The sequence below is a fragment of the Runella sp. CRIBMP genome, from assembly GCF_009905605.1.
Taxonomy (GTDB): domain Bacteria; phylum Bacteroidota; class Bacteroidia; order Cytophagales; family Spirosomataceae; genus Runella.
In genome coordinates this window covers 37526-63938 of the sequence record NZ_JAAAKZ010000008.1, presented here as the reverse complement: position 1 = coordinate 63938, position 26413 = coordinate 37526, and the positions used below count along the sequence as shown (strand labels likewise).

Genomic DNA, 26413 nt, shown 5'->3' with positions numbered 1-26413 from the left:
ATTTTATTTATTCCTAAACCTTTTACCATTAAAAATGAAAATACTAAAACTCATCCTGACGTACTTATTCGGTGCATTCATGATTTTTGGGGGCGTGAATCACTTCCTAAAGCCCGAAATGTACCTTCCTTTTATTCCGAGTTTTTTACCAGGCGAGGCCATCAACTATCTATCAGGAATAGCCGAAATCATCGTGGGGATCGGTGTTTTTATTCCAGCCTTTCGCTCCCAGTCTACCCTCGGGATTCTCGTGCTGATGTTACTGTTTCTGCCATTGCACATCGTTGATGTATTCAAAGAAAATCCCGCCATCGGCAGTCATCAAATGGCGCTGATTCGCTTACCCCTGCAATTTGTGTTTATTTTATGGGCTTGGTTCATTCATAAAAAATAATTCTATGACATTAACCATGAAAAGACGAACACTGCTTTCATCTCTCGCCTTGGCACCTTTAGCCATTCGTGCTAAAAATACCACCCAATCAACGCTTTCGGACCGAGGCACTTTTGCCATTGATACCAACCGGGTGCGTTTCTTCAACTCCGCCATTCGCGAGCGTTTTAGTATTCTATTTGTGGCCGACACGCACCTGTTCATTGATGATGCGCGGGGAGAACCTTACCGACAATATAGCGCCCGCATGGCCAAAGCCTACAACCAAACGAAGCATTTTCAGACGGGTGAGCCGACAAATCCAGAAAAATGCTTTCAGGAAACACTGGCCATTGCCCAAAAAGAAAAGGTTTCGTTGGTGGCACTCATTGGCGACATCATGAGTTTTCCTTCCGAAGCCGCCGTCGATTGGGTAAGTCAACAATTAAAAACGGTCAATTTGCCCTACGTCTATACCGCAGGGAACCACGATTGGCACTACGAAGGAATGTCGGGCTCGGCAACGGAGCTGCGCGATACGTGGACAAAAAAGCGCCTTTCTCCGCTCTATCAGGGCGAAAACCCACTGATGACCGTGCGCGAAGTTAACGGCGTTCGTTTTGTCGTTATCGACAATTCTATTTACGAAATATTGCCCGAGCAGTTGGCATTTTTCCGTAAAGAAGTTGCCACGGGAAAACCCTTAGTTTTGATGGTTCATATTCCCCTGTATGCGCCCGAAAGAGGCATGGGCTTCGGGTGTGGGCATCCCGAATGGAGTGCCAAAAAAGACCGAAATCACGAGCTCGAACGTCGTCAGAGGTGGCCAGAAGCCGGACATACCGAAGTAACCATGGCTTTTCATAAAGAAGTAATGAAAGCGCCAAACCTGCTAGGAGTATTTGCAGGACACACCCACAACCAATCACTAGATGTAGTCAACGGTTTACCCCAAATCGTCACCAATCCCAACGCGACGGGGGCTTACTTGAAGATAGAATTTGTGCCACAAACCCGCTAAAAGCGGGTTGGGGAAATACGTTATTTCCCCAACATTCCCTTCAATTTAGCGAAATCTACCGCTTTTTGTAGCCCTGCCATGGCTTGTATCATCATGGGGTCTTTGTGATTACCAACAATAACCACCGAAATAAACTGCGGCGAAGTTCGGGGGAGTTTTCTGTCAAAATAATTAGGGTTCGGCTTAATCAAAATATCAGGATAAGCGTCGGTAGCATTGATAAAAAGATGCGACAAAAAATCGTGAGGGTCTTGCTTTACAATGGCGGGTTTGTTCAATTCATCAGCGGGCATTTTTAGCAATTCTTCCACTTTGGCAACCGCATTTAGAAAATTCTTTTCGGTTCTCGCCAGATTTTCTCGGTCCTGGGCTTTAAAATATTCATACTGGTTTTTAAGGTATTTTTGTAGTTTCACAGGGTCATTGCTGTATTGCTTTTCCATCAGCTTGCGCTCAGTTTCGCGGCTCTCGGCATTTCGGCTCGCCATGGCTTTTTCTTCTTCCAATCCCTTCAAAAGCTTCTGTTTTTTGCGTTCCAGAAATTCCTTTTTACTCACCAGCAAAAACGGCAATTGACCGTCGCGGGTGATAAGCCACGTATGTTGCTGCCCTATTCGGCCAAAACCAATGCTAGTTTCTTCGACATGGTAATACAAGCCGTCTTTTTCAGCAGGTAACTGACGAATTGAACGAAATCCATTGTCCCAAGGCGAAGAATCCGTATAAGGTTCGTACACGTCAACGCCAAACGTAATCACGTTGGCTGCAATGGTGAGGCTCGTTGAGGTCTCGTGCGCCTTCGCCACGGTGGTTCCGCTACAGTAATAGGGCAAAACCCGCAAATTATAGCTGTATTCATTTACCCATTGATAGTCACTGCGAGTGGCATAATAGGCCCCATTGTAGTGGGCATCTACGCCTAAAGGACGGTAGCTTTGCAGCATCATTTTGTGTAGATTATCGACGACAATTCTCTCTTTTGCTAGGTCAGCCGCCAAAACTCCCGATGTAGAGCCTTTCATGCCTTCTAGCCATTTGCCAGGGGTTATAAGCAATGCCGCTTCATTGCATTCTTGGGCGTAGGCATTGCCCATAATGAGAAAGAATATGCTAATAAAAACTTTCATTTTTTATTTGTTTAAGCAGAGTTTAGGAGGCTGCCGAACATCATTCTCAGCTGAGCAAATATACTGATTTTACCCCTCGTTTTTCAAGAGGTTGGCCATACGCCAACTTCGTAATGGGTAATTATGTAGCTTTGTCCAAAATTTCAGGAAGCGTAATGCATATTTTTCATTCCATCGCCGACCTCCGCTCTTACTTGCGTGTACAACGCCAACAAGGCAAGACCGTCGGATTTGTACCCACCATGGGGGCATTGCACGAAGGACATTTGTCGCTCATCGAAGCCTCCAAGGCGCAAAATGACCTTAGCATTTGCAGTATTTTTGTCAATCCGATTCAATTCAATAATCCCGACGACCTCGCCCGTTATCCCCGCACCCTCGGAGCCGACTGTGCGATGCTCGCTCCCGCCGGTTGTGATGCGGTGTTTGCACCGTCGGCGGAAGAGATGTACGGAAAAGCGACAGCGTCCGAGGGTTCAAAACTGTCAAACGCTTATTCTAAACCCATTTTAAAATTCGATTTTGGCGCACTGGAGCACGTAATGGAAGGGCAATTTCGGCCTGGGCATTTCAACGGAGTCGGAATTGTGGTGTCTAAGTTGTTCAATATCGTTCAGCCCGACCGGACCTACTTTGGCCAAAAAGACTTACAACAAGTGGCTATAGTCCGCCGGATGATGATTGATTTGGGGTTTCAGATTGAACTTCACCCCTGCCCCACCCTCCGCGAGTTGGACGGACTGGCGATGTCGTCCCGCAATCGAAACCTCACGACGGAAGAGCGCGCCATTGCTCCGCATATTTTTAAAGGATTAAGCCTAGCCAAATCGTTGTTGCTTTCGGGCCGTACCCCTGCTGAAGTGAAACGAGCAATCAGCGCGCATTTTGAGCAACAACCCGCCTTTCGATTGGAGTATTTTGAGATTGTGGACGCCCATTCACTTCAAACCATCGAGGCAATGGCCGATACAGGGCAAACAGCGCTTTGCATTGCCGCTCATTTGGGAAAAGTGCGTCTGATTGATAATGTGGTTTTTTAACGTGAACTTTGCCCCCCGATTAGCCGTTTTTCAGGTGATTAACCACATAGACATTTAGCTTATCACTCATTTTCAGCAAGAGAGCCGAGACATTGTTTTACAAACATTTTCTCAACGGTTTACCACTGATTAATAACTTTTCTCAAGATGTTTGTCACATTATTCAAATCAAAAATCCACCGCGTTAAGGTCACTCAGGCCGAATTAAACTACGTTGGGAGCATTACGATTGACGAAGACCTGATGGATGCCGCAGGTATTCTGGAAAATGAACAAGTGCACGTAGTCAACAATAACAACGGCGAACGACTCATTACGTATGTCATTAAGGGTGAGCGCGGTACAGGCATTATTTGCCTCAACGGCGCAGCTGCCCGCAAAGCGCAAGTAGGTGATGTAGTCATCATTATTTCGTACGGCATGATGACTCAGGAAGAAGCAAAAACGTTTAAACCCAAAGTCGTTTTCCCTGACGAAAACAATAAAATAGTTGGTAGTTAGCCATTTATCCATGAAAAATATCCTTAAATATTGTCTTTCGCTGGCCATTGCGGGTGGCTTGATGTGGTACGTTTTTAAAGACATGGATTTGGCCGCTATGTGGGCTAAATTCGAAAATGCCAATCATTGGTGGCTCATTCTGGTTACACTCTTTACCATCATTGCCGCTTGGAGTCGGGCCTACCGCTGGAATATGTTGCTTGAGCCGCTAGGGTTTAAACCCTCTTCATTTGACTCCACCGTGGCGGTATTTACGGGTTATTTTGCCAACCAACTCATTCCCCGCGCGGGAGAGGTGACGCGGTGTGGCACGCTCAATCGGCTAGAGCGTGTGCCCGTCAATGTCAGCTTTGGAACGGTAGTAGCCGAGCGGGTATTTGATGTGATTAGCCTTCTAGCGCTCATTGGCTTGGCTTTCATACTGGAATTCAACCGATTGAGCGATTTTTTCATGAGCCTTTTCGGCGAAAAATTGGGAATGGGCTCGGGCAACGGCTCGGGACGAATAGTCCTTTTGGGCGGCGTGGCCGTATTGGGAATAGGCATTGCGGTAGCGGCTTGGTGGTTTTATCGTAACAACGCCGAACGGCTGCGTCAGAATTCTCTTTTTGCTAAAATCGAAGGATTTGTGCTGGGATTAGTGGAAGGACTCTTGAGTGTTCGTAAACTTCGTAATCCGTGGGCGTTTGTTTTTCACACGGTTTTGATTTGGACAATGTACCTGCTCAGTTCTTACGTTTGCTTTTTTGTGCTCCCCGAATCGTCCCACCTTACCCTTTTGGCGGGATTGACTGTTCTGATTATGAGCGGATTGGGAATGTCGGCACCTGTACAGGGTGGAATTGGGCCGTACCATATTCTGGTCAGTAGCGCGCTGGTACTGTACGGATTATCCAAAGAAAATGGGCTGGCATTGGCCACCTACATTCACGGTACCCAAATGATTCTGATGTTGTTGTTAGGCGGTATTTCGTTCATTATCACCTTGGTCAAAAGTCCCAAAGCCGAAAGTCAAACTTCACTTTCACATTCTATTTCAAACAAAAATGTCTAATACTGCCGACAAAATTATGTCATGGGAAGCTGGCGCCGCAGCCGCTCGCGCATGGCAAGCAGAGGGTAAAAAAATTGTTTTCACCAATGGTTGCTTTGATATTGTCCATTTAGGGCATATCGACTATTTAGAAAAGGCCCGCAATCTCGGCCACAAAATGGTGCTGGGCCTAAACACCGATGCCTCGGTCAGCAAACTGAAAGGACCACTGCGCCCAGTGGTCAATGAGTACGCCAGAGCACGTTTGATGGCCGCGTTGGAGTTTGTGGATGCTGTCATTTTGTTCGGTGAGCCCACTCCTCTGGAGCTGATTCAGACAATTTGTCCTGATATTTTGGTAAAAGGCGATGATTATACCCCCCAAAATATCGTTGGCGCGGATTTTGTCGTTGAAAGAGGAGGAGAAGTATTAACCGTTCCGTTGGTTCAAGGTTATTCTACTTCTTTACTTATTGAGAAGATAAAAAAAGGCTATTAACCCTGATTTTAAGTAGATTTTGACGGTTTTATGTTCTTGTTGATAGATACAAAAATCCATTAATCAACCTAAAATCAATAAATCTAAGAAACAAAAATGGGAGGTTTAATTCTTATTGGTATCGTATTCATGGTCATTGGGATGTTTGTCCAGTGGCGTCTGAAAAGCAAATTTACGGAGTACTCGCAGGTGGGATTGATGAACGGAATGAGCGGGGCCGAAATCGCCGACCGCATGTTGCGCGACAACGGAATCTACGATGTGCGTATTACTCAGGTAGAAGGAATGCTCACCGACCACTACAACCCCGTTGATAAAACCGTCAACCTGAGCGCCGATGTGTATCATGGGCGCAACGTTTCGGCGGCGGCCGTGGCAGCCCACGAATGCGGCCACGCAGTACAGCATAAAGTGGCTTACGCGCCGCTGAAAATGCGCTCGGCGTTAGTTCCTGTGGTGCAGGTATGCAGCAATATCCTCAATATGTTCAACATGGCAATGCTGTTTATTGGCGGGTTTATATTCTACAACCAAGGAATCGTGAGTACCACCCTCTTGACCGTTTTGGTCGTTGCCAACTTGGGGGTAACGCTCTTTGCTTTGATTACCCTTCCGGTAGAATTTGACGCCAGCCGTCGGGCTTTGGCGTGGGTAGAGCAGCGCGGCATCGTAAACCGCAACGAGCACGTTATGGCCAAAGACGCACTGTGGTGGGCCGCCATGACCTACGTAGTAGCGGCATTGGGCGCCCTGGCCAACCTGATGTATTACGCTAGTATGTTGCTCGGAAGAAGAAGCGACGACTAATGGAGATTACTTAAAAACACAATAAAAAAAGCGGCCCGAAAGCCGCTTTTTTTATTCTATGACCTGTACCCAGCCTTTGCACTGAACCGTAGGCGTTACTTTTAATTGGTAGAAGTACGTGCCATTCAAAACCCCTTTGCCCCAATCATCGGGATAATTAGCATTGCTATACACTTGCTTTCCCCACCGGTTAAATACTTCCAGTTGGGCGTTGGGAATTCCAATGATGAACGTGTCGTTTTTGCCGTCACCGTTGGGGGTGATGACGTTAGGAATCTTATCTAAGTTCAATACCGACACCGTCTGTGTCACAGAGGTGGTACAACCATAGGCTGAAAAAGCGCTGAGCGTCACCTGATAGGTGCCGTTTTGGGTATAAGTAGCAATCGCAGGGGTAGCGTTGGTGCTGCGCGTACCATTCCCCAAATCCCACTCAAATTTTGCATTACCAGAGGTTCGATTAAAATACTGCAACGTAGTGGGTTGTCCACAGACGTAAATAGGTGCTATTTCGAAGCGCACATTTTGCGGCCCTTGCTCTACATTGACGGTGATGGTTCGCACGGGGGTGCACCCGTCGGGGTACGTACCCGTCACGGTGTAAGTAGTCGTTTGGGTAGGTTTCGCCACTGGGTTACGAATTGTAACATCCGATAAAGTCGGCGAAGGCAGCCACGTAAATTTGGTTGCTCCTCCCTGCGCAAGGAGTTGTACACTCTGCCCTGCACAGATAATGGTATCCGGCACGACCCTGAAATCCGTTTTGGTATCTTCAATCTTGACCGTTACGCTTTTTTGGGGTAAACAACCATCGGCGTAAACCCCCGTTACGGTGTACGTAGTCGTTTGGGCAGGTTTGGCAACGATGCGTGTTCCAACAGAATCACTCAAGGTCAATGCAGGACTCCAACGGTAACGAGTGGCACTGCCCAAGGCCGTCAAAACCGCACTTTGACCAACACATATCGTGGTATCTTTTAAAGCCTGAAAATCAGGTTTGTTATTATTTACAGTAACCGTCACGTTGCGTTTGACGGTACAATTAGAATCGGTAACGGTACAGATAAATTGCGTAGTAGCGTTGACTTTTGCGATGGGATTTGCAATGTTGGGATTGCTTAAACCCGCCGCTGGGCTCCATGAATACTTGATGCCACCCTGGGCAAAAAGCGGCACGCCCACATTGGCACAAACAGTGGTATCGCCACTCGCTTTGGCCTTTGAAACGCCCACTTTGATAATCTTGGTCACCACATCCTGACCTCTACACACCAACGGATTGAATATCCGCAATGTAACGCGGTATTCACCAGGTTGATTAAAGGTATAGGTTGCTTTAACGGGGTCTCGCGAGATGTTGTTACCCTGTACGTCCCAATTGTAAGTTCTTCCACCCACACTGGTATTAATAAAATCCAGCGTGAGGGGAGCGCATCCAGACACAACGCCTTTAGTTGACCCTTCGTAAGTATCAAAATCGGCCTTCATGCGGTCAATGTCAAACTTAAAAGCCGCGTTGTTGCAATCGGAACTGTTATTATTTATCGCCCAAACATTGGGCGTAGATGGAAAATTAGCCATTCGACATACACAGGTTGCGTGGTAAATAACGCCGTTTTTGGCAAATCGGCTGGTTCCTCCATCCACATGATCTCCGTCTGTACTGGTAACGGTACTGCCGATAAATGTACCGTAAAGCAACGATTTCGCCCCTTTTTCCAGAATAGCAACGTAGAAATTGCTTCCCGTGGTGGTGCGCCGGAAGGCGTCTTCGGTGGTAGGCAACCCAGCGGTATTGCTTGATGCGATGTATCCATTTCGACTGTTTACCACCCCTCCCCATCCAGCAAGATAAATATTGCCGCACTCATTGACCAAAAAAGCCGTCGGGGCAATGTCCGGACGCCCGCGCGTAGAGCCGATGGTGGTTGAAAATACCGTTTGGGCAAGGTTTTTATCAAGTGCATGAACAAATTGGCCCGCGTTTGCCACATTGTAAGTACCCGCCGTAGCGGGATATTTACCGTTTGTAATTCCAAAAACGTGGGCATTCTCTTCGGCATCTACATCCACCAAATAACCAACATCTGAGCTATCGGTACCCAAATAAGTAATTTGGGCCAATTGGTCATTGGCGAATTTAGCCAGAAAACCATCTTCCAACCCTGAAAGGGCTTTTTTAAAAGCACCTGTTTTTACGGGCAAATTAGAACTTCGGGTTACTCCCGTCACGTACACCGCTCCCGAGGGAGCCCACTTGATTCCGTACGCCGCATCGGCTGAAGTTCCACCCAAATACGTACTCATGAGCATCGTTTTCAGATCGGAACTCAATTTGAACACGACCGCATCCTGACGGCCACCGTATTGATTGCCTGGCGCATTCATCAACGGAAAATTAGAGGAATTAGTCGAAGTAGCTACGTAGACGTTGTCTTTATCATCGACCACTACTTCTCCCCGAAATTCATCTCCGTAATTGGCCAACGTAAAATCAGGCGTACGGCTGTATCCATCGCTACCGTTTCCGCCCACGTAGGTGCTGCCCGTCAGCACACTCCCCGTAGAATTTAATTTCAGGACAAAAATATCCATACCGTTGTTGAACTCAAATCCACCGAGGGGCATCACGGGAGTTCCGCCCCCAAAACGGGTTTGAAAAGCGCCCGAAGTAAGCGGAAAATTAAGGGATGATGTCGTTCCAAAAATCACTAATTCATCCTTGTTGTTCACAATCATGCTATGAGGCACGTCACAATCAGAACCACCAATGTACGTGCCATACAATAAACGCGTACCATCGGGACTGAATTTAAGCAGTCCAATGTCTACTTGATTTCCAGGCCCACCTACTTGTCTTTGAAACGCCCCCGCCGTGGTGGGAAAAACCCCTAGAGAGTGAGTCGTGCCCACCGAGTACAAATTTCCCTGTGTATCGTAGGTAGCGGCGTGGCCAAAGTTATTGGCGTAAGAACCCGAAAAAGTCGAAAAAACCAGTTCTGGGTCAATGGTCAACGGGGCCGAACGGTCATAGCCTTTGGGAAAATCAAACGAAAGATATTCTCCCTCTAGCCGGTACTGCGTAGCTACTTCCTTGCTACGTTGATTGATTTCTTGGTACGTGTAAGGCTTCGCTTCCTTGAATTGATTGACCGTGGTGGCCACGGCCAGCTCGTTGTTGACCAGTTTTAGCTCTTTGCTGCCCACATAGCGCATTTTAATACGCGAAGCATCGGCATTGGGGGCCACCAAAAATTCATATTTGAGCGTTTGCCGAAAGGCGTACATTTTGAAGTCGATACCGGGATACACATCACGGTAAATTACTTCACCAAACGACGCCACATTGGACGCCCAACGGTTGGGGTCATTGCCCAAAAAGTAGTTATATGTGGCGGGATTTTTGTGTTGTTCTTCTACATTAAACGTAGGATTTGCCCCCTCAAAAAGCACTTCCACGGCGTGCCCGTTTAACGCACCTGTTTTGCGGGCATTGGGCGCACCTTTTCGGGCGTGAACACTCTTCAGCGCCTCTTCTTCAAAGAAGACATACATCAGCGATTTTTCTTTCAGCAGCAAATACCCTCCCGGTATTTCGGCGCAATAGCGCACGGCGGCCTCCCACTGTCCCTGATTTCGCACAAACCGAACCGCGGCGGAATTCTGCGCCATCAGCCCACCAGTAATTCCCAGAAATAGTAAGGTAATACGTAAAATTTGCTTCATACAGAAAAAACGAAAATGCAGCTTTTAAATTACGAAGAATTATAACTTTGGCGTTGAAAAAGCCCGATTACTTGCTATTTTCTATCCTTTTGACAATTCCTTCGCCCGACGCTCGGCCGCCAATATTCCCGTTTGAAGGGTTTTGGATAAATCGCCCGCTTCAAACTCCCGTAAAGCCGCTTCTGTCGTGCCGCCTTTTGACGCCACTGCCTTGATTAAATCATCCAAACTTTTGTCGGCATTATTGATTAAATGAAACGAGCCCAACATCGTTTGTTTGACCAAAAGCGTCGCCAATGACTCTTCAAAGCCCATTTTCTTACCCGCCTCGACCATCGCTTTGACCAAATAATAAAAATACGCCGGACCGCTACCACTCAGGGCCGTTACGGCATCCAGCATGGATTCGTCTTCCAAAAACACCGAACGCCCCGTGGCGTTGATGAGGTTGTCTACTTTTAACAATTGCGCAAAACTCAACTCCTTGGCTGCCGAGAAGCCCGTAATGCCCATTCCAAGCATGGCAGGGGTATTGGGCATGGCCCGGATGACCAACCGATGGTCAAGTTTTTCCTGAATATTGGCAATCGGAATCCCTGCCATAATCGACAATATCACCTGCTGTGGCTGTAATACTTCGCGTAACGCATCCTGCACCGCCGCAAAATCCTGCGGCTTGACCGACAGAATCACAATATCGTACTCTCCTATGTGCGTACTGATGGTTTCAATCACCACGCCCGTGTTTTCGGTACGCAGGGTTTCAGCGCGGTCGGCGCTTTTTTCAATCAAAAGAAGGTTCTCTTTTTTTACAAGATCATACTGCAAAAACGATTTGGCAAAGGCCATGCCCATGTTTCCGCAACCTACAATAGCAATTTTCATTGGTTCGGGGTAAAAATTGGTGGTTAAAGCGCAAAATTGGGGATATTTTGGCAATAAAACGCGATTTTGAGTAAGTTTACAAAAAAGATACCGAACGTATGAACCGGGAAATAGAAGGGGTTTATTTGGAAAACCGAAAAATCATAACTCGAGAAATGTAAAATGTAAAAGTGTTAAAAATGCATTCTTCTGGTTAGTCGAAAATTGGAAAATTTAAAAAATTATAACCCGAAAAATGTAAAATATAAAGATTGTTAAAAACAGTATTTTTTGGGAGAAAACGCATTACCCCCCCCGCCTTGGATGTTCGAGAACCCAAATCATAGTCGGATTTTTCCGGTTCGTCGCAAATTGGAAATAATTTTAGCAGGGGTAGCCTAAACTTCTGAAATTTGACCTAATCAACAAACAATAACCATTTGCCTGACCAAATAATGAAAAAGTATTTACTGCTTCTACTGTTAGGAGGGCTTTCTCCCACGCTCATTGCCCAAAAGAAAGCAAAAAAATCGGCCCCGCCTCCCCCGACGACGGTCGTTAAAAAGCCGCTTACCCACGATGTGTACGATTTTTGGAAAGACATTCCTGAGCGGGTTATCAGCCACAACGGACAGTGGTTTGGCTATGCGCTCAATCCACAAGAAGGCGATGGGAAAGTGGTATTTCACAATCTCGCCACCAATCAAGCCGACTCCGTAGCCCGTGGTGAAGGATTGAGGTTAAGCACAGATTCGGAGTTTGCCGTTTTTAAAATAAAACCCCAACTCGAAGCAACAAAGGCGGCAAGGCGCGCCAAAAAGAAGAAAGACGAACTGCCCAAAGACTCATTGGGGATTTATGCACTCGCTTCCAAAAAGCTGGTCAAATTCCCAACGGTTCAGTCTTTTAAACTGCCCGAAAAAGGCAGCGATTGGGTAGCGTTCTTGGGCGAAAGCCCCAAAGTAAAGCCCGATACCACCCAAAAAGCCCCGAGCAAACGTCCCAAACGGGAATCGGATGAAAACGGTTATCGGTTGGTGGTGAGACAATTGAAAAGCGGAACTGAAAAAACATTTCCGTTTGTGACCGAATACGAAGTAGCCAAAAATGGTAAACGCCTCGCCTTCGCTTCTACGGGTGCTGATTCTACCAAAACGGGCGTTTATATCTTTGAACCCGCCACCAATCAACTCACCCTGATTCATGCGGGCTTGCCAAAGCATAAATTCAAGAAATTATCCTTTGATGAAAACGGCGACCAACTCGCTTTTGTGGCCGATTTGGACACTAACGCCAAAGTTCAGATTCGTTTACCGAAGTTATTTTACTGGAAATCAGGCGACGCCACCGCCACCCGCTTGGCCGACGAAACCACCCAACCCGCCGCGCAGGGCTGGCTCATAAGCAGCGAATACACACCCAAATTCTCCAAAGATGGGGCGAAATTGTTCTTCGGAACCAATCCTAAACCCATTGTTCAGGATACCACGCTCCTCAACGAAGAAATCGTGAACGTGGAAGTGTGGCATTGGCAGGACGCCAAACTCCAAACCCAACAAAAAGTATCTTTGGAAAGAGACCGCAAAAAATCGTATTTGGCGATGGTCAACCTCAGCGATAAAAAATTGGTCCAATTGGGCAGTGAACTCATTCCAGAGACCGAGTTGATCAATGAAGGAAACGGCGATTTTATCATCGGTCACTCCGACATTCGCTACTCCAATCAGCACTGGGACTGGAACCCCAAAGAAGATGCGTACCTCATCAGCACCCGCGACGGTTCTAAAACCATGCTCAAAGAAAAAATCCAAGGCAATGCGCGCGTATCGCCCGAGGGCAAGTATTTGTACTGGTTTTCCAACCCCGACACCGCTTGGTTTGCGCACGATATAGCGGCCAATAAAACCATCCAATTGACCACCAATAAAGCCGTCAAATTTGCCGACGAGGAAGACGACCACCCTGATTTTCCAAATCCTTACGGCCTTGCGGGCTGGACCAAAGGCGACCAATCCATCCTCATCAACGATCGTTTTGATATTTGGCAAATTGACCCGCAGAATCCTAATAATCCTAAGAAATTAACCAACGGTCGGGGCGACAAACGAGTCTACCGCTACGTACGATTGGATGCGGAAGAACGGAACGTTGATTTATCTAAACCGTTGCTCCTGAGCACCGTCAACGAAACCACCAAGCAGTCGGGTTTTGCGCAGTTATCTCCTACTTTGCAGGTAACAAAGTTGTACGAGGGCGATTTTAGCGTAGGTAATCTGGTACTGAAAGCCAAAAATGCCGACCGTTATCTGTTCACAAAACAAACCTTTAAAGAATATCCCGATTGGTACGCAACCGACGGAAGTTTCAAGAACATCACCCGGGTCACCAATGCCAATCCTCAGCAGTCCAACTACCTGTGGGGCTCGGTCGAAATCGTGAGCTGGAGAGCAGGCGATGGCACACCTATGCAGGGATTATTGTACAAACCAGAGAATTTTGACTCGACCAAAAAGTACCCCATGATGACGTACTTTTACGAGAAAAACGCCGATAACGTACACACCCACTACGCCCCTCGTCCCATCCGCTCGTACATCAATTTCTCTTATTTTGTGAGCAATGGTTACTTGGTTTTTGTCCCTGATATTGTGTACAAAACGGGCTATCCAGGCCAAAGTGCCTACAATTGTATCGTACCCGGCGTGTTGAGCATGATTGACAAAGGATTTGTCGATAAAGACAAAATAGGAATCTCAGGGCACAGTTGGGGAGGCTACCAAACAGCCTACTTGGTCACGCAGACCAACCTTTTCAAAGCTGCCGAAGCGGGCGCTCCCGTAGCCAACATGACCAGCGCTTACGGTGGTATCCGCTGGGACACAGGACTTTCTCGCCAAGCACAGTATGAGCGCACCCAGACCCGTATTGGGGGTACACTATGGGAAAAACCCATGCAATACCTCGAAAACTCGCCGCTTTTTCACGCGCCCAAGATTCAAACACCTGTGCTCATGATGCACAACGACGACGACGGCGCTGTGCCCTGGTACCAAGGAATAGAGTTTTATATGGCACTGAAACGTCTGAACAAACCCGTTTGGATGCTTAACTACAATGGCGAAAAACACGGCTTGACCAAACGTCAAAACATGAAAGATTTCGCGGTTCGTTTGTACCAATATTTTGACCATTACCTCAAAGACGCCCCCGCGCCTTCGTGGATGGCAGAAGGCTTGCCCTTGGTCGAAAAAGGCATCAATCAGCACTTGGCTCCAGCCAAGGTAAGTGGAGGTTCACAATTGGGTGGCGGAAGTGAAAAATAACCCCCCAACAAAAACATGAAAGTTCATAAAAAGAGCGCTCAGGGTTTTCTGAGCGTTCTTTTTATGAATATAGAACAACTTTACCTTCCAATGGCTACCTTCCGCAGAATTGAATCAATGACGTAGCGCGTCGTGATGCCGTCGGCTTCGGCTTCGTAGTTGAGCATGATTCGGTGATTGAATACGTCGGGGGCGGCTTCTTTTATATCTTCTGGAAGCACATAATCGCGGCCCGCAAAATACGCCAATGCTTTGGCGGCTAAGTTGAGTTTAATCGTGCCGCGGGGCGATACGCCAAACTGCATGTAGCGGGCTTCGTCGCGCAAACCATAATCTAGCGGGCGACGCGTAGCAAAAACCAGCTCTACGATGTAGTTTTCTAAGGTTTCAGAAAGCGTAATCTGGTTGATTCCGTGGCGAATTTGCGCAATATCTTCCTTCGTCAAGATTGCTTTCGGCTCGTAGTTATAATCCAGATTTGACATCCGGCGCATCACTTCCATTTCTTCGGTTTTGCTGGGATAATCCACAAAAACTTTCATCATAAAACGGTCCAACTGCGCTTCGGGTAGTGGGTAAGTACCTTCCTGCTCCACGGGGTTTTGGGTCGCCAACACAAAAAACGGGCGGTCGAGGCGAAAGGTATCTTCGCCGATGGTCACCTGCTTTTCCTGCATTGCTTCCAACAGCGCCGATTGCACCTTGGCTGGTGAGCGGTTGACCTCATCGGCCAAAATCATATTGGCAAAAATGGGCCCTTTTTTTACTTCATAATCGCCCAATTTGGGTTTGTAAATCATGGTGCCGATGATGTCGGCAGGAAGTAAATCGGGGGTAAACTGAATGCGCTGAAAATCAAGGTGCAACACCTTAGCCAAGGTATTGACAGTGAGCGTTTTGGCTAAGCCAGGTACGCCTTCCAGCAAAATATGTCCTCCCGTACATAATCCTATAAGCAGTCGATTGATAAGGTTTTCTTGCCCCACAACCACTTTCCCCATTTCCTCAAAAATCTCCTGTATTTTGTTTTGTGGCATTTGGTTTCAAAGTAAGTGTAAGATGTAAAGTTAGGAATTACCCGTTTTTACACCTTATTTTCTTACGTTTTTTCTGCAATCTCTGTTTTTCAAAGGCAAAAAAACACCTTTTGCCTGCTCTTTAACGACGAGATATGCCCTGAAACCATGTTATTGACAAACCTACACCCCTATCGACCTCCTTACGCTGCAACGCATAAGACCCATTGATACAAGCGCTAAACAATTGACTCTGTGCAGTATAGCGTTAGCATCTTACTGGCATTGTCCAAATTGCCATTTTGGGCGGCAGCCAGTTGTATACGCTCTAAAAATTCCCAGTTAATGGGTGTAATAAAGTCGTCGTGCTTGGAGGTCAAAAGTGCGTGAATACGTATTTGCCCCTCTTCTATTTCGTTGCCGAATATACTTTGACAACTCATCTCATACAATTGCTTCTTTAAAAGCTTCTCGGTCAATGAAAATGTCGTATCTGTTTTTGAAAACAACTCTTGAATCTCTGATTCGCACCTAAGCCCCGTCATGCTTTTGTTTTGCAGCACATATTGGATAAAACAGCAGGACACTTCTCCGACCAAGCATATATCGGTTATTTTTTCTCTTTGAATTGTTTTTTTGACCGCTTTCAAGAAGTTGGCATCATCAAAATAGAAGACCGAGGCAGGCGCAGAAAGAAACAAAACGTCCCCGAAGTGCTTGGTAATAAACCTTTCCATTTGGCAAAATGGACACACCAGAAACAACTGATTTTGGGGCTTAGCGTTCATGATTTGTTCGTGACATTTTAATTTGGGTTGTACCCAATTGAGGGTACAACCCGTTTTTTAGCCGATATGAATTTCAGCATTCAAATCACACTGCTTTTGCTTGAGTATGAGCTGTTTTGCTTCATAGAAATCCTGAAGTAGGTTTTTAATACGATTTTCGCGCATTTTTATATCCTCTTCATTATCACTTTTTTCAATCTTACTTTCATGAAATTTTATTTTTACATGAACCAATTGCGTAAGAATATCAAGCGCCTCAGATTGAGTGAAATTTCCTTTGAGAAGTGGGATGTTCATGATTGAAAAAAGTTAAAGTTACTGCCCTTGCCCCAAAGAAAACGCTGGCTTTCCGTCAAAAGCGTACAAGTTTTCGGTCTTGACGACGTCAATACCTTTCTCGTGAGCCGCCCCCAGCAGTTGAATGATTTGTGTTTTATCTAAGCTCTTTCCTTCGAGAGGCTTAAAGCGACAACGCCAGTGGTCGGTGCAGAATGTTTCGGAGAATCCATCTGGCCATACTTTGATGCCACGATTGGTAATCATGCTGATTTGTACCTCAGATGTGTTGATTTGTTGCACTTTTTCTGCCAGTTCGTCGGCGCTGGTTCCGTTCCAGTGTACAAATAAATCTACGCCAAGCAGTTCTTTTAACTTGGGCGCTTTGCGTTGGTATTTGGGTAGATTAAGTGCTGAGCCGTTGGCGTAGCTAACCGCTTTGAATTGAGAAGGTTTTTGGCCTAAGTTGCTAATCACTGCTTCGGCAAACTCTTTGGTTCCCACTTTTTGCTTGCTCACTCCTTCTTTGAAAATGTCATAGGTGTGGATTCCGTCTTCAATCGTTTTCAGCCACGCGTTTTGTACTTTTTCTGCCACCTCTGTTTGTCCGATATGATTCAGCATCTGAATCGCCCCTTGCAACAATCCCGACGGGTTTGCCAGATTTTGTCCTGCCCTGCGCGGGGCTGAGCCATGAATGGCTTCAAACATGGCACATTCTTCGCCAATATTTGCCGAGCCAGCCAAACCTACCGAGCCAGCAATTTGCGCGGCAACATCGCTCAGCACATCTCCGTATAAATTGGGCATCACAATCACATCAAACACCTCAGGTGTGTCGGCCATTTTTGCCGCCCCAATGTCAATAATCCAATGCTCATTTTCGATGGTGGGGTATTCTTTGGCAATCTCATCAAACACCTGATGAAACAATCCATCCGTTTGTTTCATGATGTTGTCTTTGGTAAAGCAAGTGACTTTTTTTCGTCCGTACTGTTTGGCATACTCAAAAGCATAACGGATTATTTTTTCGCAACCCGGACGGCTGATGAGTTTAAGACACTGAACCACTTCATCGGTTTGTTGATGTTCTATTCCTGCGTACAGGTCTTCTTCATTTTCCCTGACAATGACAATGTCCATCTCGGGGTGCTTGGTCTTCACGAAGGGATGTAAACTAACGCAAGGGCGTATGTTGGCATATAAGCCCAAAAACTTTCGGGTAGTTACGTTCAAACTTTTGTATCCTCCCCCCTGCGGTGTGGTAATGGGAGCTTTGAGGAAAATTTTGTTCCTGCGGATGATATCCCAAGATTCTTTTGCAATCCCCGCTGTATTGCCAGCTAGGTACACTTTTTCGCCTACCTCTACTTCATCAATTTCAATTTGAGCTCCTGCGGCTTTAATAATAGACAGAGTGGCATCCATAATTTCAGGCCCAATGCCATCGCCTTTTGCTACCGTAATTCTTTTCATTACTTGATTGGTTTTTGATTGACGGCACAAAGGTCTGCACTGATTTTCATAAGTTTTTATTTAACTTTGCTATTATTATCATAAACATTTTTTATGAACTATACCCTCAATCAGCTAAGAGTTTTTCTAAAAGTGGCCCAAACACTGAGCGTTACCAAGGCAGCAGAGGAGCTACATTTAACCCAACCAGCGGTTTCGATTCAGCTCAAAAACTTTCAGGATCAGTTTGAAGTGCCGTTGATAGAAGTCATAAACAAGAAAATTTATGTCACTGATTTTGGTAAAGAGATTGTGGAGGCTGCCGATAAAATTCTGAGTGAAGTCTATGCCATCAATTATAAAATGCACGCCCACAAAGGACAACTTACGGGAAAACTTAAACTCTCGGTAGTATCCACGGGAAAATACATAGCTCCCTATTTTATTGCTGATTTTATCAAACAACACTCTGGAATTGAACTCCTTATGGATGTCACTAACAAAGCCCAAGTAGTAGCAAGCTTAGAAAAAAACGAAGTAGATTTTTCGTTGGTGAGCGTGTTGCCAGAAAATCTAAAAATTGATAAAGTGGAATTGATGCAGAACAAGCTCTTTGTGGTTGGGAATTCGGAAGTGAGCTATGAGGCAAGTCGATACGATAAAAGCATCTTTGAAACTATACCACTTATCTATCGAGAGCCAGGGTCAGGCACGAGGCATGTGATGGAAAAGTTTATTATTCAAAATAGCCTTCCAGTACTCAAAAAGATGGAATTAACCTCAAATGAAGCCGTTAAACAAGCCGTTATTGCAGGGCTAGGTTATTCAATAATGCCATTAATCGGCATTAAAAATGAGTTAGTCAACCAGCAATTGCACATCATTCCCGTCGAAGGCTTTCCCATAACATCTACTTGGACGCTGATTTGGTTAAAAGATAAAAAACTGTCGCCCGTAGCTAATGCCTATCTTAATTACCTCAAAAAAGAAAAGCAAAATATTATTAATGTTAAGTTTGCTTGGTTTGAGAATTATTGAGCCTAGATGAAGACAAATTTTTGCAAAATCATCAAATGCGCGCGTTTTTCTCAAATTCCCTTTACTTTGTACATCAACCCAAGCTTTTTACCCCGTGTCTGATTTCCGCCTGAAAGTTTTCAACAGTGTTGCCCAACACCTGAGCTTTACCAAAGCCGCTGGTGAATTATTTATTACGCAACCTGCCGTTACTAAGCACATTCGCGAACTAGAACAACAGTACGGCACGAGGCTGTTTGAACGGAAAGGCAATGCCGTTTTTCTTACCCCTGCGGGCGAATTGCTCAAACGCTATGCGGGTCAGATTTTACACCTGTATCAGGAAGCAGCCTTTGAACTCAGCACCCTGCAATCCAAACACAGCGGGATTCTTCGGTTGGGTGCGAGTACAACCATCGGACAATACCTCATTGCGCCACTGCTGGCCAAATATTACGAAAAATTCCCCCAAATAGAGCTGTCGTTGCTCAACGGAAATACCGAGATGATTGAAAATGCCGTTTTGTCGCACGCCATTGATTTGGGGGTGGTAGAAGGAAAAAAACATCATTCTGGCATCAAATACGTGGATTTCATGGATGATGAACTCGTGGCGGTGGTACACAGCAACAGCAAATTGGCACCTTTGGAAGAAATTAGCATTGAGCAGCTTACCCAAATTCCGCTAGTGCTGAGAGAGCGCGGTTCGGGGACGTTAGAAGTCATCGAAAGCGCCCTGAAAGAACACAATTTAAAATTATCGTCCCTCCAAATCATCATGCATTTGGGCGGCACAGAAAGTATCAAATCCTTTTTGGAGCACGCCAATTGCATGGCGTTTTTGTCCATTCGCTCCATTCAGAAAGAGCTCATTACTGGACAATTGAAGCTCATCAAAGTGAAGGACTTGGTGCTTTTAAGGAAATTCTGGTTGATTCATTTACAGGGCCAACCCGAGCCGATGGCCGAATCCTTCATGCGTTTTGCCTTTCGCGAATACAGCAGGAAGTAGGCCTGTAAGCACTATTCTTTGATAGGATACATTGGGTTGTGAGCAACCCAGTCGTTGGTTTTGAGAAACCAACGGCACCCGTGTCTCCGCTGTCGCTCAGCTCTACCGCGTGACGATTATTTAAAGGCCTCTGGCCGATGTGTTCGAAAAATCAGGCCAACATTCGCTCCACGATTTTCTCAGCCGTAGCTCTAATAGCTGGCACTGCCACCGAATTTCCGAATTGTTTATAGGCTGAAGCATCCGCCACCACGATCTTAAAATCATCGGGGAAGCCCTGAAGGCGAGCCCATTCGCGCGGGGTCATTTTTCGGATACCTTCCCGATTCACTTCACCTTTGATTTTGGTCAGCGGTGTATAATCCGTAATTCTGAAGTCGTACACCAGATTTCGTTCGCGCCCCATGCCTCCTACTACGATGGCATTGGCGATGGCATCATCGGCGATAATTTCATAGCCAAAACCATTGCCTTTATTGGCATGGCGTTGTTTATGGTTAATCAACGTCTGTAAATACTGGGTAGATAAGTAATATTTAGCCGACACGGGCTCCGTCTCTTTTACATCTTCAAACGCTACTGGAATACCCAACGGTTTGGGATATTCAAAATTATCAATGTTCAAATCTTCCCTAAAACCGACAATAAATATACGCTCCCGATTCTGCGGCACCCCGAAATCCTTGGCATTCATCACTTTGGGTTCGGGTACATAGTAGCCCAAATCCTCGCGTAGAGTGGCTAAGATTGTTTTGAGGGTTTGACCTTTGTCGTGGTTGATGAGCCCTTTGACGTTTTCCAGAAAAATGGCTTTTGGTTTTTTTCGTCGGATAATATCGGCCACGTCGAAAAAAAGCGTTCCGCGCGTATCTTCAAATCCGCCTCGACGCCCCGCTATGGAAAAGGCTTGACAGGGAAAGCCACCGCACAAAATATCGAACCCGTCGGGGATTTGACTTTTGGTTTCTTCCTTGGTAATGTCGCCAAAAGGTGCTTCGCCAAAATTAGCCGCATAGGTCTTCTGCGCCTGCGGGTCCCATTCACTGCTGAACACACACTGCCCACCAAGGGATTGCAGGGCCATTCTGAACCCGCCAATCCCAGCAAATAAATCAATAAAGGTAAAAACAGGTTGGGAAACGGAAGAAAAAGGAATATTTTCAGCCTGGTTTAGACTGATTTTTTCGGTTACTGTCATCGATTACTACTTTTCATCTTTGACTGCAAATAGCTAAACTTTGTCACGGATTGCAACAAAATTCTCATTTAACCTGCTTCATGAAAATATGTGAATGCAAAAATTATGAAGCCATTACATAGCTATATCGCCAGCTTTAGACAGATTTTTTTCAACGTTCATGGCCCAAAATCAATTTGAATAATGCCTTTTAATTTCCAAGCACTTCCATTGCCGCCTGCAAATACATTTCCGAATCCTGTTTGAAGTAGGGCCCTACCTTTTGAGGCGCTTCCTTGTGGCCCAGCCGCACCACCACCGCATTTTTGGACGGAATCGCCCAGATTAGTTGCCCCAACAAACCGCGCATACTGACCGTTTGCAGATCTTTGTAAGGTTGCATCCAAAACTGATACCCGTAGACTTCAATGGGCTTACCCGTTTTAGGGTCAATAATGCCTTTGGCGGGACTGAGGGCTTCGGTCATATATTTTTCGGAAGCAATTTGGCGGCCTTTCCAATTGCCTTTCCAGAGCATGAGGTGCCCGAATCGGGCATAATCTCGCGCCGTGGGAGCAAAGCAGCAAAAGGCTTTTTCGCGGCCTTTGGGCTTATCGAGCATCCAGTAGGCATCCGTTTCACTGCCAATACGCTGAAAAATCTTTTCGGAGGCAAGGTCGGCTATTTTTTTGTTGTAGACTTTTTCTAATACCAAACCCAGAATTTGCGTGTCGCCACTGCGGTATTCAAATTCTTTACCCGCAGGTTTTTCTACGTTCAGTCCGTCGATGACGTCGGCCATGTCTTCGCCATAGTAGCCGTAGGCATTGTTGCTGAACACCCCACGGTCTTTTTCGTGCCAATCCAGCCCACTGCTCATGGTCAGGCAATGACGCAGTGTGATTTTCGCCTTTTCTCCTTCGCGAAACGAGTCGATGTAATTGGAAATCGGCTCGTCCAATCCTCTGATTTTATTTTCGTACAACGCCACTCCCACTAGCATCGAAATGATACTTTTGGCGGCCGAAAAGGATTGACTCAGGGTTTTGGTGTCAAAACCTTCCCAGTATTTTTCATAAACCAATTTGCCGTTTTGAAACACCAAAAAAGCCGTTGTCTGGTATTTTTCTAGCGTATCCATGAGGTTTTGGGAAATCACCGCTTTGTTAAAATTAGAGTCCAACGGCCAGGGCTCAGGAAGGGTTGAGGCCAACACCTGACGTTTGGGGTGGTGCTTATAATCCAAAATATCCACTTCTCCGCGCTGCACATAATTACGAATATGAACAAACGGCGGTGTATACGTGAGACCCGCGCCCAAAAGCAACAAGCCGCCTAAACCAAAAAGTAAATTCCGAAATAGCCTTTTCATACAATCTAAAAGTAAGTAGTGCATTAGTTCTTTGCCAAACCGAGTTTAGGTAAGGTTAGGAGCAAAACGTCTTTAATGAAGCAAATATAAACGCTGTATTTCATGAAATATCTATTCGTCGCTGTGTTATCTTTTCTCTGTGCAGCGCAGAGCATTTCTCAGGAAACCTACGCCGAGAAATTGGGTTATCCCAAAGGCAAAAAAATCATCATTTTTCACATCGACGACGCGGGTATGTCGTACGAAGCCAATCAGGGAACGATTCTGGCGATGGAAAAGGGTGTGGCCAACTCAACCAGCGTAATGATGCCCTGCGGCTGGGTGCCTGCCTATATGAAATACGTACAACAACACCCTACCACCGACGCGGGCGTCCATCTTACGCTGACGTCGGAATGGAAAGGCTACCGCTGGTTTCCGATTTCAGGACGTGAGAAAGTACCTGGACTGTTGGACAAAGAAGGTGCCATGTGGTCAAACGTCGGTGATGTAGTTAAACACGCTACCCCCGACGAAGTGGAGATTGAAATTCGCGCCCAAATTGCACGTTTCCGCGCCTTTGGGGTAGAGCCCTCACACATCGACTCGCACATGGGCACGCTCTTTGGCTCGGCGGCATTTACTGAGCGCTACATTAAAGTAGGGATACAAGAAAAAATTCCAGTGATGCTTCCGGGCGGTCACGCCACCTTGATTGCCAAAGAGCGCAACAGTCCCGCGCAAGAGATTCAGCAGTTTCAACAAATCGGCAAGATGCTTTGGAACGCGGGCTTGCCCGTTTTGGATGATTTGTTTGCCGATACATACGGTTGGAAACTCTCGCCCGAAACACCTAATACGGAAGACAACCTGCGAAAAATGAAAACCGAGAAGTACATTGAGTTGTTGAAAGAAGCCAAACCGGGCATTACGATGGTGATTATGCACTGCGCTGCCCCGAGCGAAAACTTCAAAGAAATCACCGATTCGTGGCCTACCCGCTACGGAGACCTATACGCAATGCAGGATCCTGCACTAAAAAAATTCATTGAAAAAGAAGGCATTATTCTTACTACTTGGCGCGAAATGCGCGAACGCCGCGCCAAAGTGAAGTAGAGAAAGTAACCGAAAAATGTTTAACTGAAGTAACCGTAAAACCGCAAAAGTGAGCTATACTTTTGCGGTTTTAACTCCCGCGAGCTGACCCACTTTCGAAAAATAGCGGATATTCGCGGTGAGCCTGCACTGAAAGGTGGCTCCTTTTTTCCATGTTCCGTGTTCGGTTATTCCCTGATTCACTTGCAACATATTCCGCATATTCTGCCAATGAAACCCATTTTCGAGCATTGCCTGCTGCACTATCGCCTGCATCAGCGTCAAATTCCTTTTTGAGGTAGGCCGCTTCCTTGCGCTGATACCCGCGATCCGTATTTACGTCGGCGAGCGTCACCCCCGTTTTCCACGAATCTGTACGCCCCGCAACACCAGCTTGTTCAGTAACATCATCAAAGTTGAGGTTTCCTTGATTGATAAATAGTTTATTAGGCACCTGATTTCCGGTCAGATACACGTCGGGTAAACCATCTTTATTAAAATCGCCCACGGCTACCCCACCGCCATTGTAGAAATACTCGTAGGCCAAAATATTGGCCGTTTCGGTTTCGGTCAACTGATTGGTAAACGTAATTCCCGTGTCGGAAGCGTCAAGTCGTTCAAAAAGTGTAGGCTCCTATTGACAGCCGCTCCCAAACAGCAAGGCCACCAATCCGATTCCTCATTTATTTTTCATCATTGGGTCAATCATTTAAAGCATCAAAAATACGATAGTCCGCACGATATTTTACCCGTTCTGCATTTTATCCTACCCATCTGCGCTTTCCCGAATAATCAAATATCGGCTCTCTCTGCTCGAAACTCGAAAGAAGCGTTTATTTTTGCCCAAAATCTACCGCTTTTCTGATGCGTCTTGCCTTTACCATTTGTACATTCAGTCACTTAGCACAGGCCAAAACCATGGCCGACAGCCTTGTGAGGCATAATCCCGAGTATCAGGTTGTAATTGGGCTTTTTGATAAAATTAACCATCGGGACGTTTCTTCGGTTGAAAAATACCATCTTATTGAAATTAATAAGGAACAGATACCTGACTTTGAATCGCTTTTTGACCGCTATACCCCTTTTGAGTTGAGTTGTTTGGCCAAGCCTTACCTGGCGAGTTGGTTATTGAAAAAATATCCTGCGGTCCAAAAACTGCTTTATTTCGATTCTGATATTCTCTTTTTCGATAGTTTAAACGCCATCGAAGATGATTTAGAAAACCACGACATCGTCATTACGCCCCACGTTACAGCACCCATTACCACCGAAGGATTACCCCGATTGCGTAATTTTCTCAATGCAGGTTTGTACAATGGCGGCTTCTTTGCCCTACGCCGCAGCGAAGAATCTATGCATTTTCTGAACTGGTGGCAGGACCGCGTTTGGCACGAAGGCTACCATGATTTTGCCGAAGGGATGTTTGTGGATCAACTGTGGCTCAACTACGTACCGCTGTTTTATCCAACAGCCCTGATTAGCAAAAACCTCGGTTACAATGTGGCCTACTGGAATATGCACGAGCGAAAAATAACCCACGAAAAAGGCCGTTTTTGGGTAAACAATACGTTTCCGTTGCTGTTTTTTCATTTCAGTGGGTATCATCTCTCCCATCCAGACGATGTATCGGTGCATCAGAATAGATATACTTTTGCCAACCGTCCAGACGTAAAACCATTGTATGACGTATATAAACAGGCATTGATTGATAACCGAGATGCTGATTTTCGTTCTTTGCCCAATGCCTATCACAATCCGTCCTACTTTTATCAAAAAAACAAAGCCCTCAAACGCGTGATCATTGCAGGATGTCGACGTTTACTTCGGTTATTAAACGCATCCTAATCATTTCATTTTCAGTACATTTACAAAAAATCTTTTTCTTGAGTATGTCTACCAATAAATCACTGATTTCCGTCGCCTTGTGTACTTACAATGGAGAGCGGTTTTTATGGGAGCAATTGGAGAGCTTAGCCCGTCAAACGCAACTACCTGATGAGTTGGTGATTTATGACGACCGCTCTACGGACAATACTGTGGATTTAGTACACAAATTTGCGCTGACGGCCCCTTTTAAAGTGTGCATTTTTGTAAACGAGCAACAAGTAGGTGTCACCAAAAATTTTGAAAAAGCACTGACTCAATGCACGGGTGACATCTTGTTTTTATGCGACCAAGATGATGTCTGGCACCCCGAGAAGATTTCGCACATGGCGGCATTTTTGGAGCAGAATCCGGCCTTAAATGTCGTCTTTTCAGACGCGCTTTTAATCAATGAACAAGGAGAACCCTTTCAGACTACGTTTTGGGATGTAGTACGACTCCAACCAGTCCAACTGCAACAATGGCGACAGGGCGAAAGTATTAGGGTAATGCTCATCGGCAACCGTGTGGCAGGCTGTACCATGGCCCTCCGCAAATCATTTCTGAATCAATTACTGCCTTTTCCCCTCGATATTCCCGATTTTCTGCACGATACATGGATTGCATTTGTGGCTTCGGTTTTGGAACAAATCCAATTTATCCCCGAACCTCTCGTAAATTACCGCCAACATGCCGCCCAGCAAGTGGGTACCCAGCCAAAAAATTTAGTCCCCCTGAGCTTAACACAGCGATTGGCCAGGCCGCATCAGCAAAAATTGATTCCGTACCAGCAAAGGCAGCGCGAATTGCAAACCCTGTATAACCACTTAAAGCGCGTTGTCCCGAAGGAGAATAAAAACCTGAAAATAGTGGAAGAAAAATTGCATTTTTTGACCGTAAGAGCCAGCCTTCCTGGCAATAGGATGTTGCGACTAGTACCCGTTTTTAGGGAGTGGATAAGAGGAAATTACCATTATTTTGCCGACCAAGATACCTCCCCTAGAGGTATATTTATGACTGCCCTCGGAGATGTATTGGAATAAAAGCAC

Annotated in this window: 22 protein-coding genes and 1 pseudogene; 13 read left to right on the top strand and 10 right to left on the bottom strand. The window is 46.0% G+C overall.

The features are described 5' to 3' along the window. Positions 1–34 precede the first annotated feature (34 nt). Both GVN20_RS18805 and GVN20_RS18800 read left to right on the top strand, forming a co-directional pair. Positions 35–394 (top strand): hypothetical protein, encoded by a 360-nt coding sequence (locus tag GVN20_RS18805; protein WP_166559828.1) that lies wholly within the window; start codon positions 35–37, stop codon positions 392–394. Positions 395–410: 16 nt separating this feature from the next. Continuing rightward, positions 411–1394, top strand: coding sequence for a metallophosphoesterase (locus tag GVN20_RS18800; RefSeq protein WP_229599122.1), 984 nt, complete (start codon positions 411–413; stop codon positions 1392–1394). 20 nt (positions 1395–1414) lie between these two features. Here the strand turns inward: GVN20_RS18800 and GVN20_RS18795 are convergent, their stop codons facing one another. Continuing rightward, entirely contained in the window at positions 1415–2521 is a 1107-nt protein-coding gene (locus GVN20_RS18795) for a hypothetical protein (protein ID WP_166559826.1), read from the bottom strand. A gap of 155 nt (positions 2522–2676) precedes the next feature. Between GVN20_RS18795 and panC the strand changes: the two genes are divergently transcribed. The 5 genes from panC to GVN20_RS18770 all read left to right on the top strand — a co-directional run bounded on the left by panC (position 2677) and on the right by GVN20_RS18770 (position 6401). Next, a complete protein-coding gene (panC, locus tag GVN20_RS18790; protein WP_166559825.1) occupies positions 2677–3561 on the top strand; it encodes a pantoate--beta-alanine ligase in 885 nt (294 codons plus the stop codon). A 147-nt stretch (positions 3562–3708) separates the two neighbouring features. Beyond that, a complete protein-coding gene (gene panD / locus GVN20_RS18785; RefSeq protein ID WP_114067512.1) occupies positions 3709–4062 on the top strand; it encodes an aspartate 1-decarboxylase in 354 nt (117 codons plus the stop codon). A 10-nt stretch (positions 4063–4072) separates the two neighbouring features. Then, positions 4073–5116, top strand: coding sequence for a lysylphosphatidylglycerol synthase transmembrane domain-containing protein (locus GVN20_RS18780; protein WP_166559824.1), 1044 nt, complete (start codon positions 4073–4075; stop codon positions 5114–5116). Further along, positions 5109–5594: a D-glycero-beta-D-manno-heptose 1-phosphate adenylyltransferase gene (gene rfaE2, locus GVN20_RS18775; protein WP_114067514.1), complete on the top strand. Its 486-nt coding sequence runs from the start codon at positions 5109–5111 to the stop codon at positions 5592–5594. Before GVN20_RS18780 ends, rfaE2 begins: the two co-directional genes overlap by 8 nt. A gap of 96 nt (positions 5595–5690) precedes the next feature. Then, positions 5691–6401: a zinc metallopeptidase gene (locus tag GVN20_RS18770; protein ID WP_114067515.1), complete on the top strand. Its 711-nt coding sequence runs from the start codon at positions 5691–5693 to the stop codon at positions 6399–6401. 51 nt (positions 6402–6452) lie between these two features. Here GVN20_RS18770 and GVN20_RS18765 read toward each other — a convergent pair whose 3' ends face one another. After that, positions 6453–10127: a gliding motility-associated C-terminal domain-containing protein gene (locus GVN20_RS18765; protein ID WP_166559823.1), complete on the bottom strand. Its 3675-nt coding sequence runs from the start codon at positions 10125–10127 to the stop codon at positions 6453–6455. Between the two features lie 81 nt (positions 10128–10208). Beyond that, positions 10209–11012: a pyrroline-5-carboxylate reductase gene (gene proC, locus GVN20_RS18760; RefSeq protein WP_114460377.1), complete on the bottom strand. Its 804-nt coding sequence runs from the start codon at positions 11010–11012 to the stop codon at positions 10209–10211. 434 nt (positions 11013–11446) lie between these two features. Between proC and GVN20_RS18755 the strand changes: the two genes are divergently transcribed. Then, entirely contained in the window at positions 11447–14314 is a 2868-nt protein-coding gene (locus GVN20_RS18755; RefSeq protein ID WP_166559822.1) for a S9 family peptidase, read from the top strand. 80 nt (positions 14315–14394) lie between these two features. Here the strand turns inward: GVN20_RS18755 and GVN20_RS18750 are convergent, their stop codons facing one another. The 4 genes from GVN20_RS18750 to GVN20_RS18735 form a co-directional block, all read right to left on the bottom strand. Next, positions 14395–15351, bottom strand: coding sequence for a MoxR family ATPase (locus GVN20_RS18750; protein WP_166559821.1), 957 nt, complete (start codon positions 15349–15351; stop codon positions 14395–14397). A 218-nt stretch (positions 15352–15569) separates the two neighbouring features. Further along, the gene (locus GVN20_RS18745) at positions 15570–16118 is read right to left on the bottom strand and encodes a hypothetical protein (RefSeq protein WP_166559820.1); all 549 of its coding nucleotides are present in this window, start codon (positions 16116–16118) and stop codon (positions 15570–15572) included. Between the two features lie 57 nt (positions 16119–16175). Next, positions 16176–16415, bottom strand: a complete 240-nt coding sequence (locus GVN20_RS18740; protein WP_166559819.1) for a hypothetical protein — start codon at positions 16413–16415, stop codon at positions 16176–16178. An 18-nt stretch (positions 16416–16433) separates the two neighbouring features. Beyond that, positions 16434–17870 carry an NADP-dependent isocitrate dehydrogenase gene (locus GVN20_RS18735; protein ID WP_166559818.1) on the bottom strand — a complete coding sequence of 479 codons (1437 nt, stop codon included), beginning with the start codon at positions 17868–17870 and terminating at the stop codon, positions 16434–16436. Between the two features lie 93 nt (positions 17871–17963). Between GVN20_RS18735 and GVN20_RS18730 the strand changes: the two genes are divergently transcribed. Together GVN20_RS18730 and GVN20_RS18725 are read left to right on the top strand one after the other, a co-directional pair. After that, positions 17964–18887 carry a LysR family transcriptional regulator gene (locus GVN20_RS18730; RefSeq protein WP_166559817.1) on the top strand — a complete coding sequence of 308 codons (924 nt, stop codon included), beginning with the start codon at positions 17964–17966 and terminating at the stop codon, positions 18885–18887. A gap of 94 nt (positions 18888–18981) precedes the next feature. Then, entirely contained in the window at positions 18982–19878 is an 897-nt protein-coding gene (locus tag GVN20_RS18725) for a LysR family transcriptional regulator (protein ID WP_166559816.1), read from the top strand. A 151-nt stretch (positions 19879–20029) separates the two neighbouring features. On the opposite strand, the gene GVN20_RS18720 is transcribed toward GVN20_RS18725, so the two are convergent. Both GVN20_RS18720 and GVN20_RS18715 read right to left on the bottom strand, forming a co-directional pair. Continuing rightward, the gene (locus tag GVN20_RS18720; protein ID WP_166559815.1) at positions 20030–21076 is read right to left on the bottom strand and encodes a DNA cytosine methyltransferase; all 1047 of its coding nucleotides are present in this window, start codon (positions 21074–21076) and stop codon (positions 20030–20032) included. A 190-nt stretch (positions 21077–21266) separates the two neighbouring features. Next, complete coding sequence (locus GVN20_RS18715) at positions 21267–22427, bottom strand: serine hydrolase (protein WP_166559814.1); 1161 nt, start codon at positions 22425–22427, stop codon at positions 21267–21269. A 102-nt stretch (positions 22428–22529) separates the two neighbouring features. Here GVN20_RS18715 and GVN20_RS18710 point away from each other — a divergent pair, with 102 nt between their 5' ends. Continuing rightward, positions 22530–23522 carry a polysaccharide deacetylase family protein gene (locus tag GVN20_RS18710; RefSeq protein ID WP_166559813.1) on the top strand — a complete coding sequence of 331 codons (993 nt, stop codon included), beginning with the start codon at positions 22530–22532 and terminating at the stop codon, positions 23520–23522. A 307-nt stretch (positions 23523–23829) separates the two neighbouring features. On the opposite strand, the pseudogene GVN20_RS29730 reads toward GVN20_RS18710, so the two are convergent. Then, positions 23830–24132, bottom strand: a pseudogene (locus tag GVN20_RS29730) (FG-GAP repeat domain-containing protein); the annotation flags it as partial. A gap of 233 nt (positions 24133–24365) precedes the next feature. Between GVN20_RS29730 and GVN20_RS18700 the strand changes: the two are divergent. Further along, on the top strand, positions 24366–25346 hold the full coding sequence (locus GVN20_RS18700) for a glycosyltransferase (RefSeq protein WP_166559812.1): 981 nt from the start codon (positions 24366–24368) through the stop codon (positions 25344–25346). A gap of 44 nt (positions 25347–25390) precedes the next feature. Beyond that, positions 25391–26407, top strand: coding sequence for a glycosyltransferase family 2 protein (locus tag GVN20_RS18695; RefSeq protein ID WP_166559811.1), 1017 nt, complete (start codon positions 25391–25393; stop codon positions 26405–26407). Positions 26408–26413 lie beyond the last annotated feature (6 nt).

Bases quoted from the DNA above. Each gene is read 5' to 3' on its own strand.
- GVN20_RS18715 (WP_166559814.1), bottom strand. From the start codon at position 22,427: ATGAAAAGGCTATTTCGGAATTTACTTTTTGGTTTAGGCGGCTTGTTG.
- GVN20_RS18700 (WP_166559812.1), top strand. From the start codon at position 24,366: ATGCGTCTTGCCTTTACCATTTGTACATTCAGTCACTTAGCACAGGCC.
- GVN20_RS18770 (WP_114067515.1), top strand. From the start codon at position 5,691: ATGGGAGGTTTAATTCTTATTGGTATCGTATTCATGGTCATTGGGATG.
- proC (WP_114460377.1), bottom strand. From the start codon at position 11,012: ATGAAAATTGCTATTGTAGGTTGCGGAAACATGGGCATGGCCTTTGCC.
- GVN20_RS18800 (WP_229599122.1), top strand. From the start codon at position 411: ATGAAAAGACGAACACTGCTTTCATCTCTCGCCTTGGCACCTTTAGCC.
- GVN20_RS18780 (WP_166559824.1), top strand. From the start codon at position 4,073: ATGAAAAATATCCTTAAATATTGTCTTTCGCTGGCCATTGCGGGTGGC.
- GVN20_RS18805 (WP_166559828.1), top strand. From the start codon at position 35: ATGAAAATACTAAAACTCATCCTGACGTACTTATTCGGTGCATTCATG.
- GVN20_RS18740 (WP_166559819.1), bottom strand. From the start codon at position 16,415: ATGAACATCCCACTTCTCAAAGGAAATTTCACTCAATCTGAGGCGCTT.
- GVN20_RS18750 (WP_166559821.1), bottom strand. From the start codon at position 15,351: ATGCCACAAAACAAAATACAGGAGATTTTTGAGGAAATGGGGAAAGTG.
- GVN20_RS18795 (WP_166559826.1), bottom strand. From the start codon at position 2,521: ATGAAAGTTTTTATTAGCATATTCTTTCTCATTATGGGCAATGCCTAC.
- GVN20_RS18730 (WP_166559817.1), top strand. From the start codon at position 17,964: ATGAACTATACCCTCAATCAGCTAAGAGTTTTTCTAAAAGTGGCCCAA.
- GVN20_RS18695 (WP_166559811.1), top strand. From the start codon at position 25,391: ATGTCTACCAATAAATCACTGATTTCCGTCGCCTTGTGTACTTACAAT.
- GVN20_RS18720 (WP_166559815.1), bottom strand. From the start codon at position 21,076: ATGACAGTAACCGAAAAAATCAGTCTAAACCAGGCTGAAAATATTCCT.
- panC (WP_166559825.1), top strand. From the start codon at position 2,677: ATGCATATTTTTCATTCCATCGCCGACCTCCGCTCTTACTTGCGTGTA.
- panD (WP_114067512.1), top strand. From the start codon at position 3,709: ATGTTTGTCACATTATTCAAATCAAAAATCCACCGCGTTAAGGTCACT.
- GVN20_RS18710 (WP_166559813.1), top strand. From the start codon at position 22,530: ATGAAATATCTATTCGTCGCTGTGTTATCTTTTCTCTGTGCAGCGCAG.
- rfaE2 (WP_114067514.1), top strand. From the start codon at position 5,109: ATGTCTAATACTGCCGACAAAATTATGTCATGGGAAGCTGGCGCCGCA.
- GVN20_RS18745 (WP_166559820.1), bottom strand. From the start codon at position 16,118: ATGAACGCTAAGCCCCAAAATCAGTTGTTTCTGGTGTGTCCATTTTGC.
- GVN20_RS18755 (WP_166559822.1), top strand. From the start codon at position 11,447: ATGAAAAAGTATTTACTGCTTCTACTGTTAGGAGGGCTTTCTCCCACG.
- GVN20_RS18735 (WP_166559818.1), bottom strand. From the start codon at position 17,870: ATGAAAAGAATTACGGTAGCAAAAGGCGATGGCATTGGGCCTGAAATT.
- GVN20_RS18765 (WP_166559823.1), bottom strand. From the start codon at position 10,127: ATGAAGCAAATTTTACGTATTACCTTACTATTTCTGGGAATTACTGGT.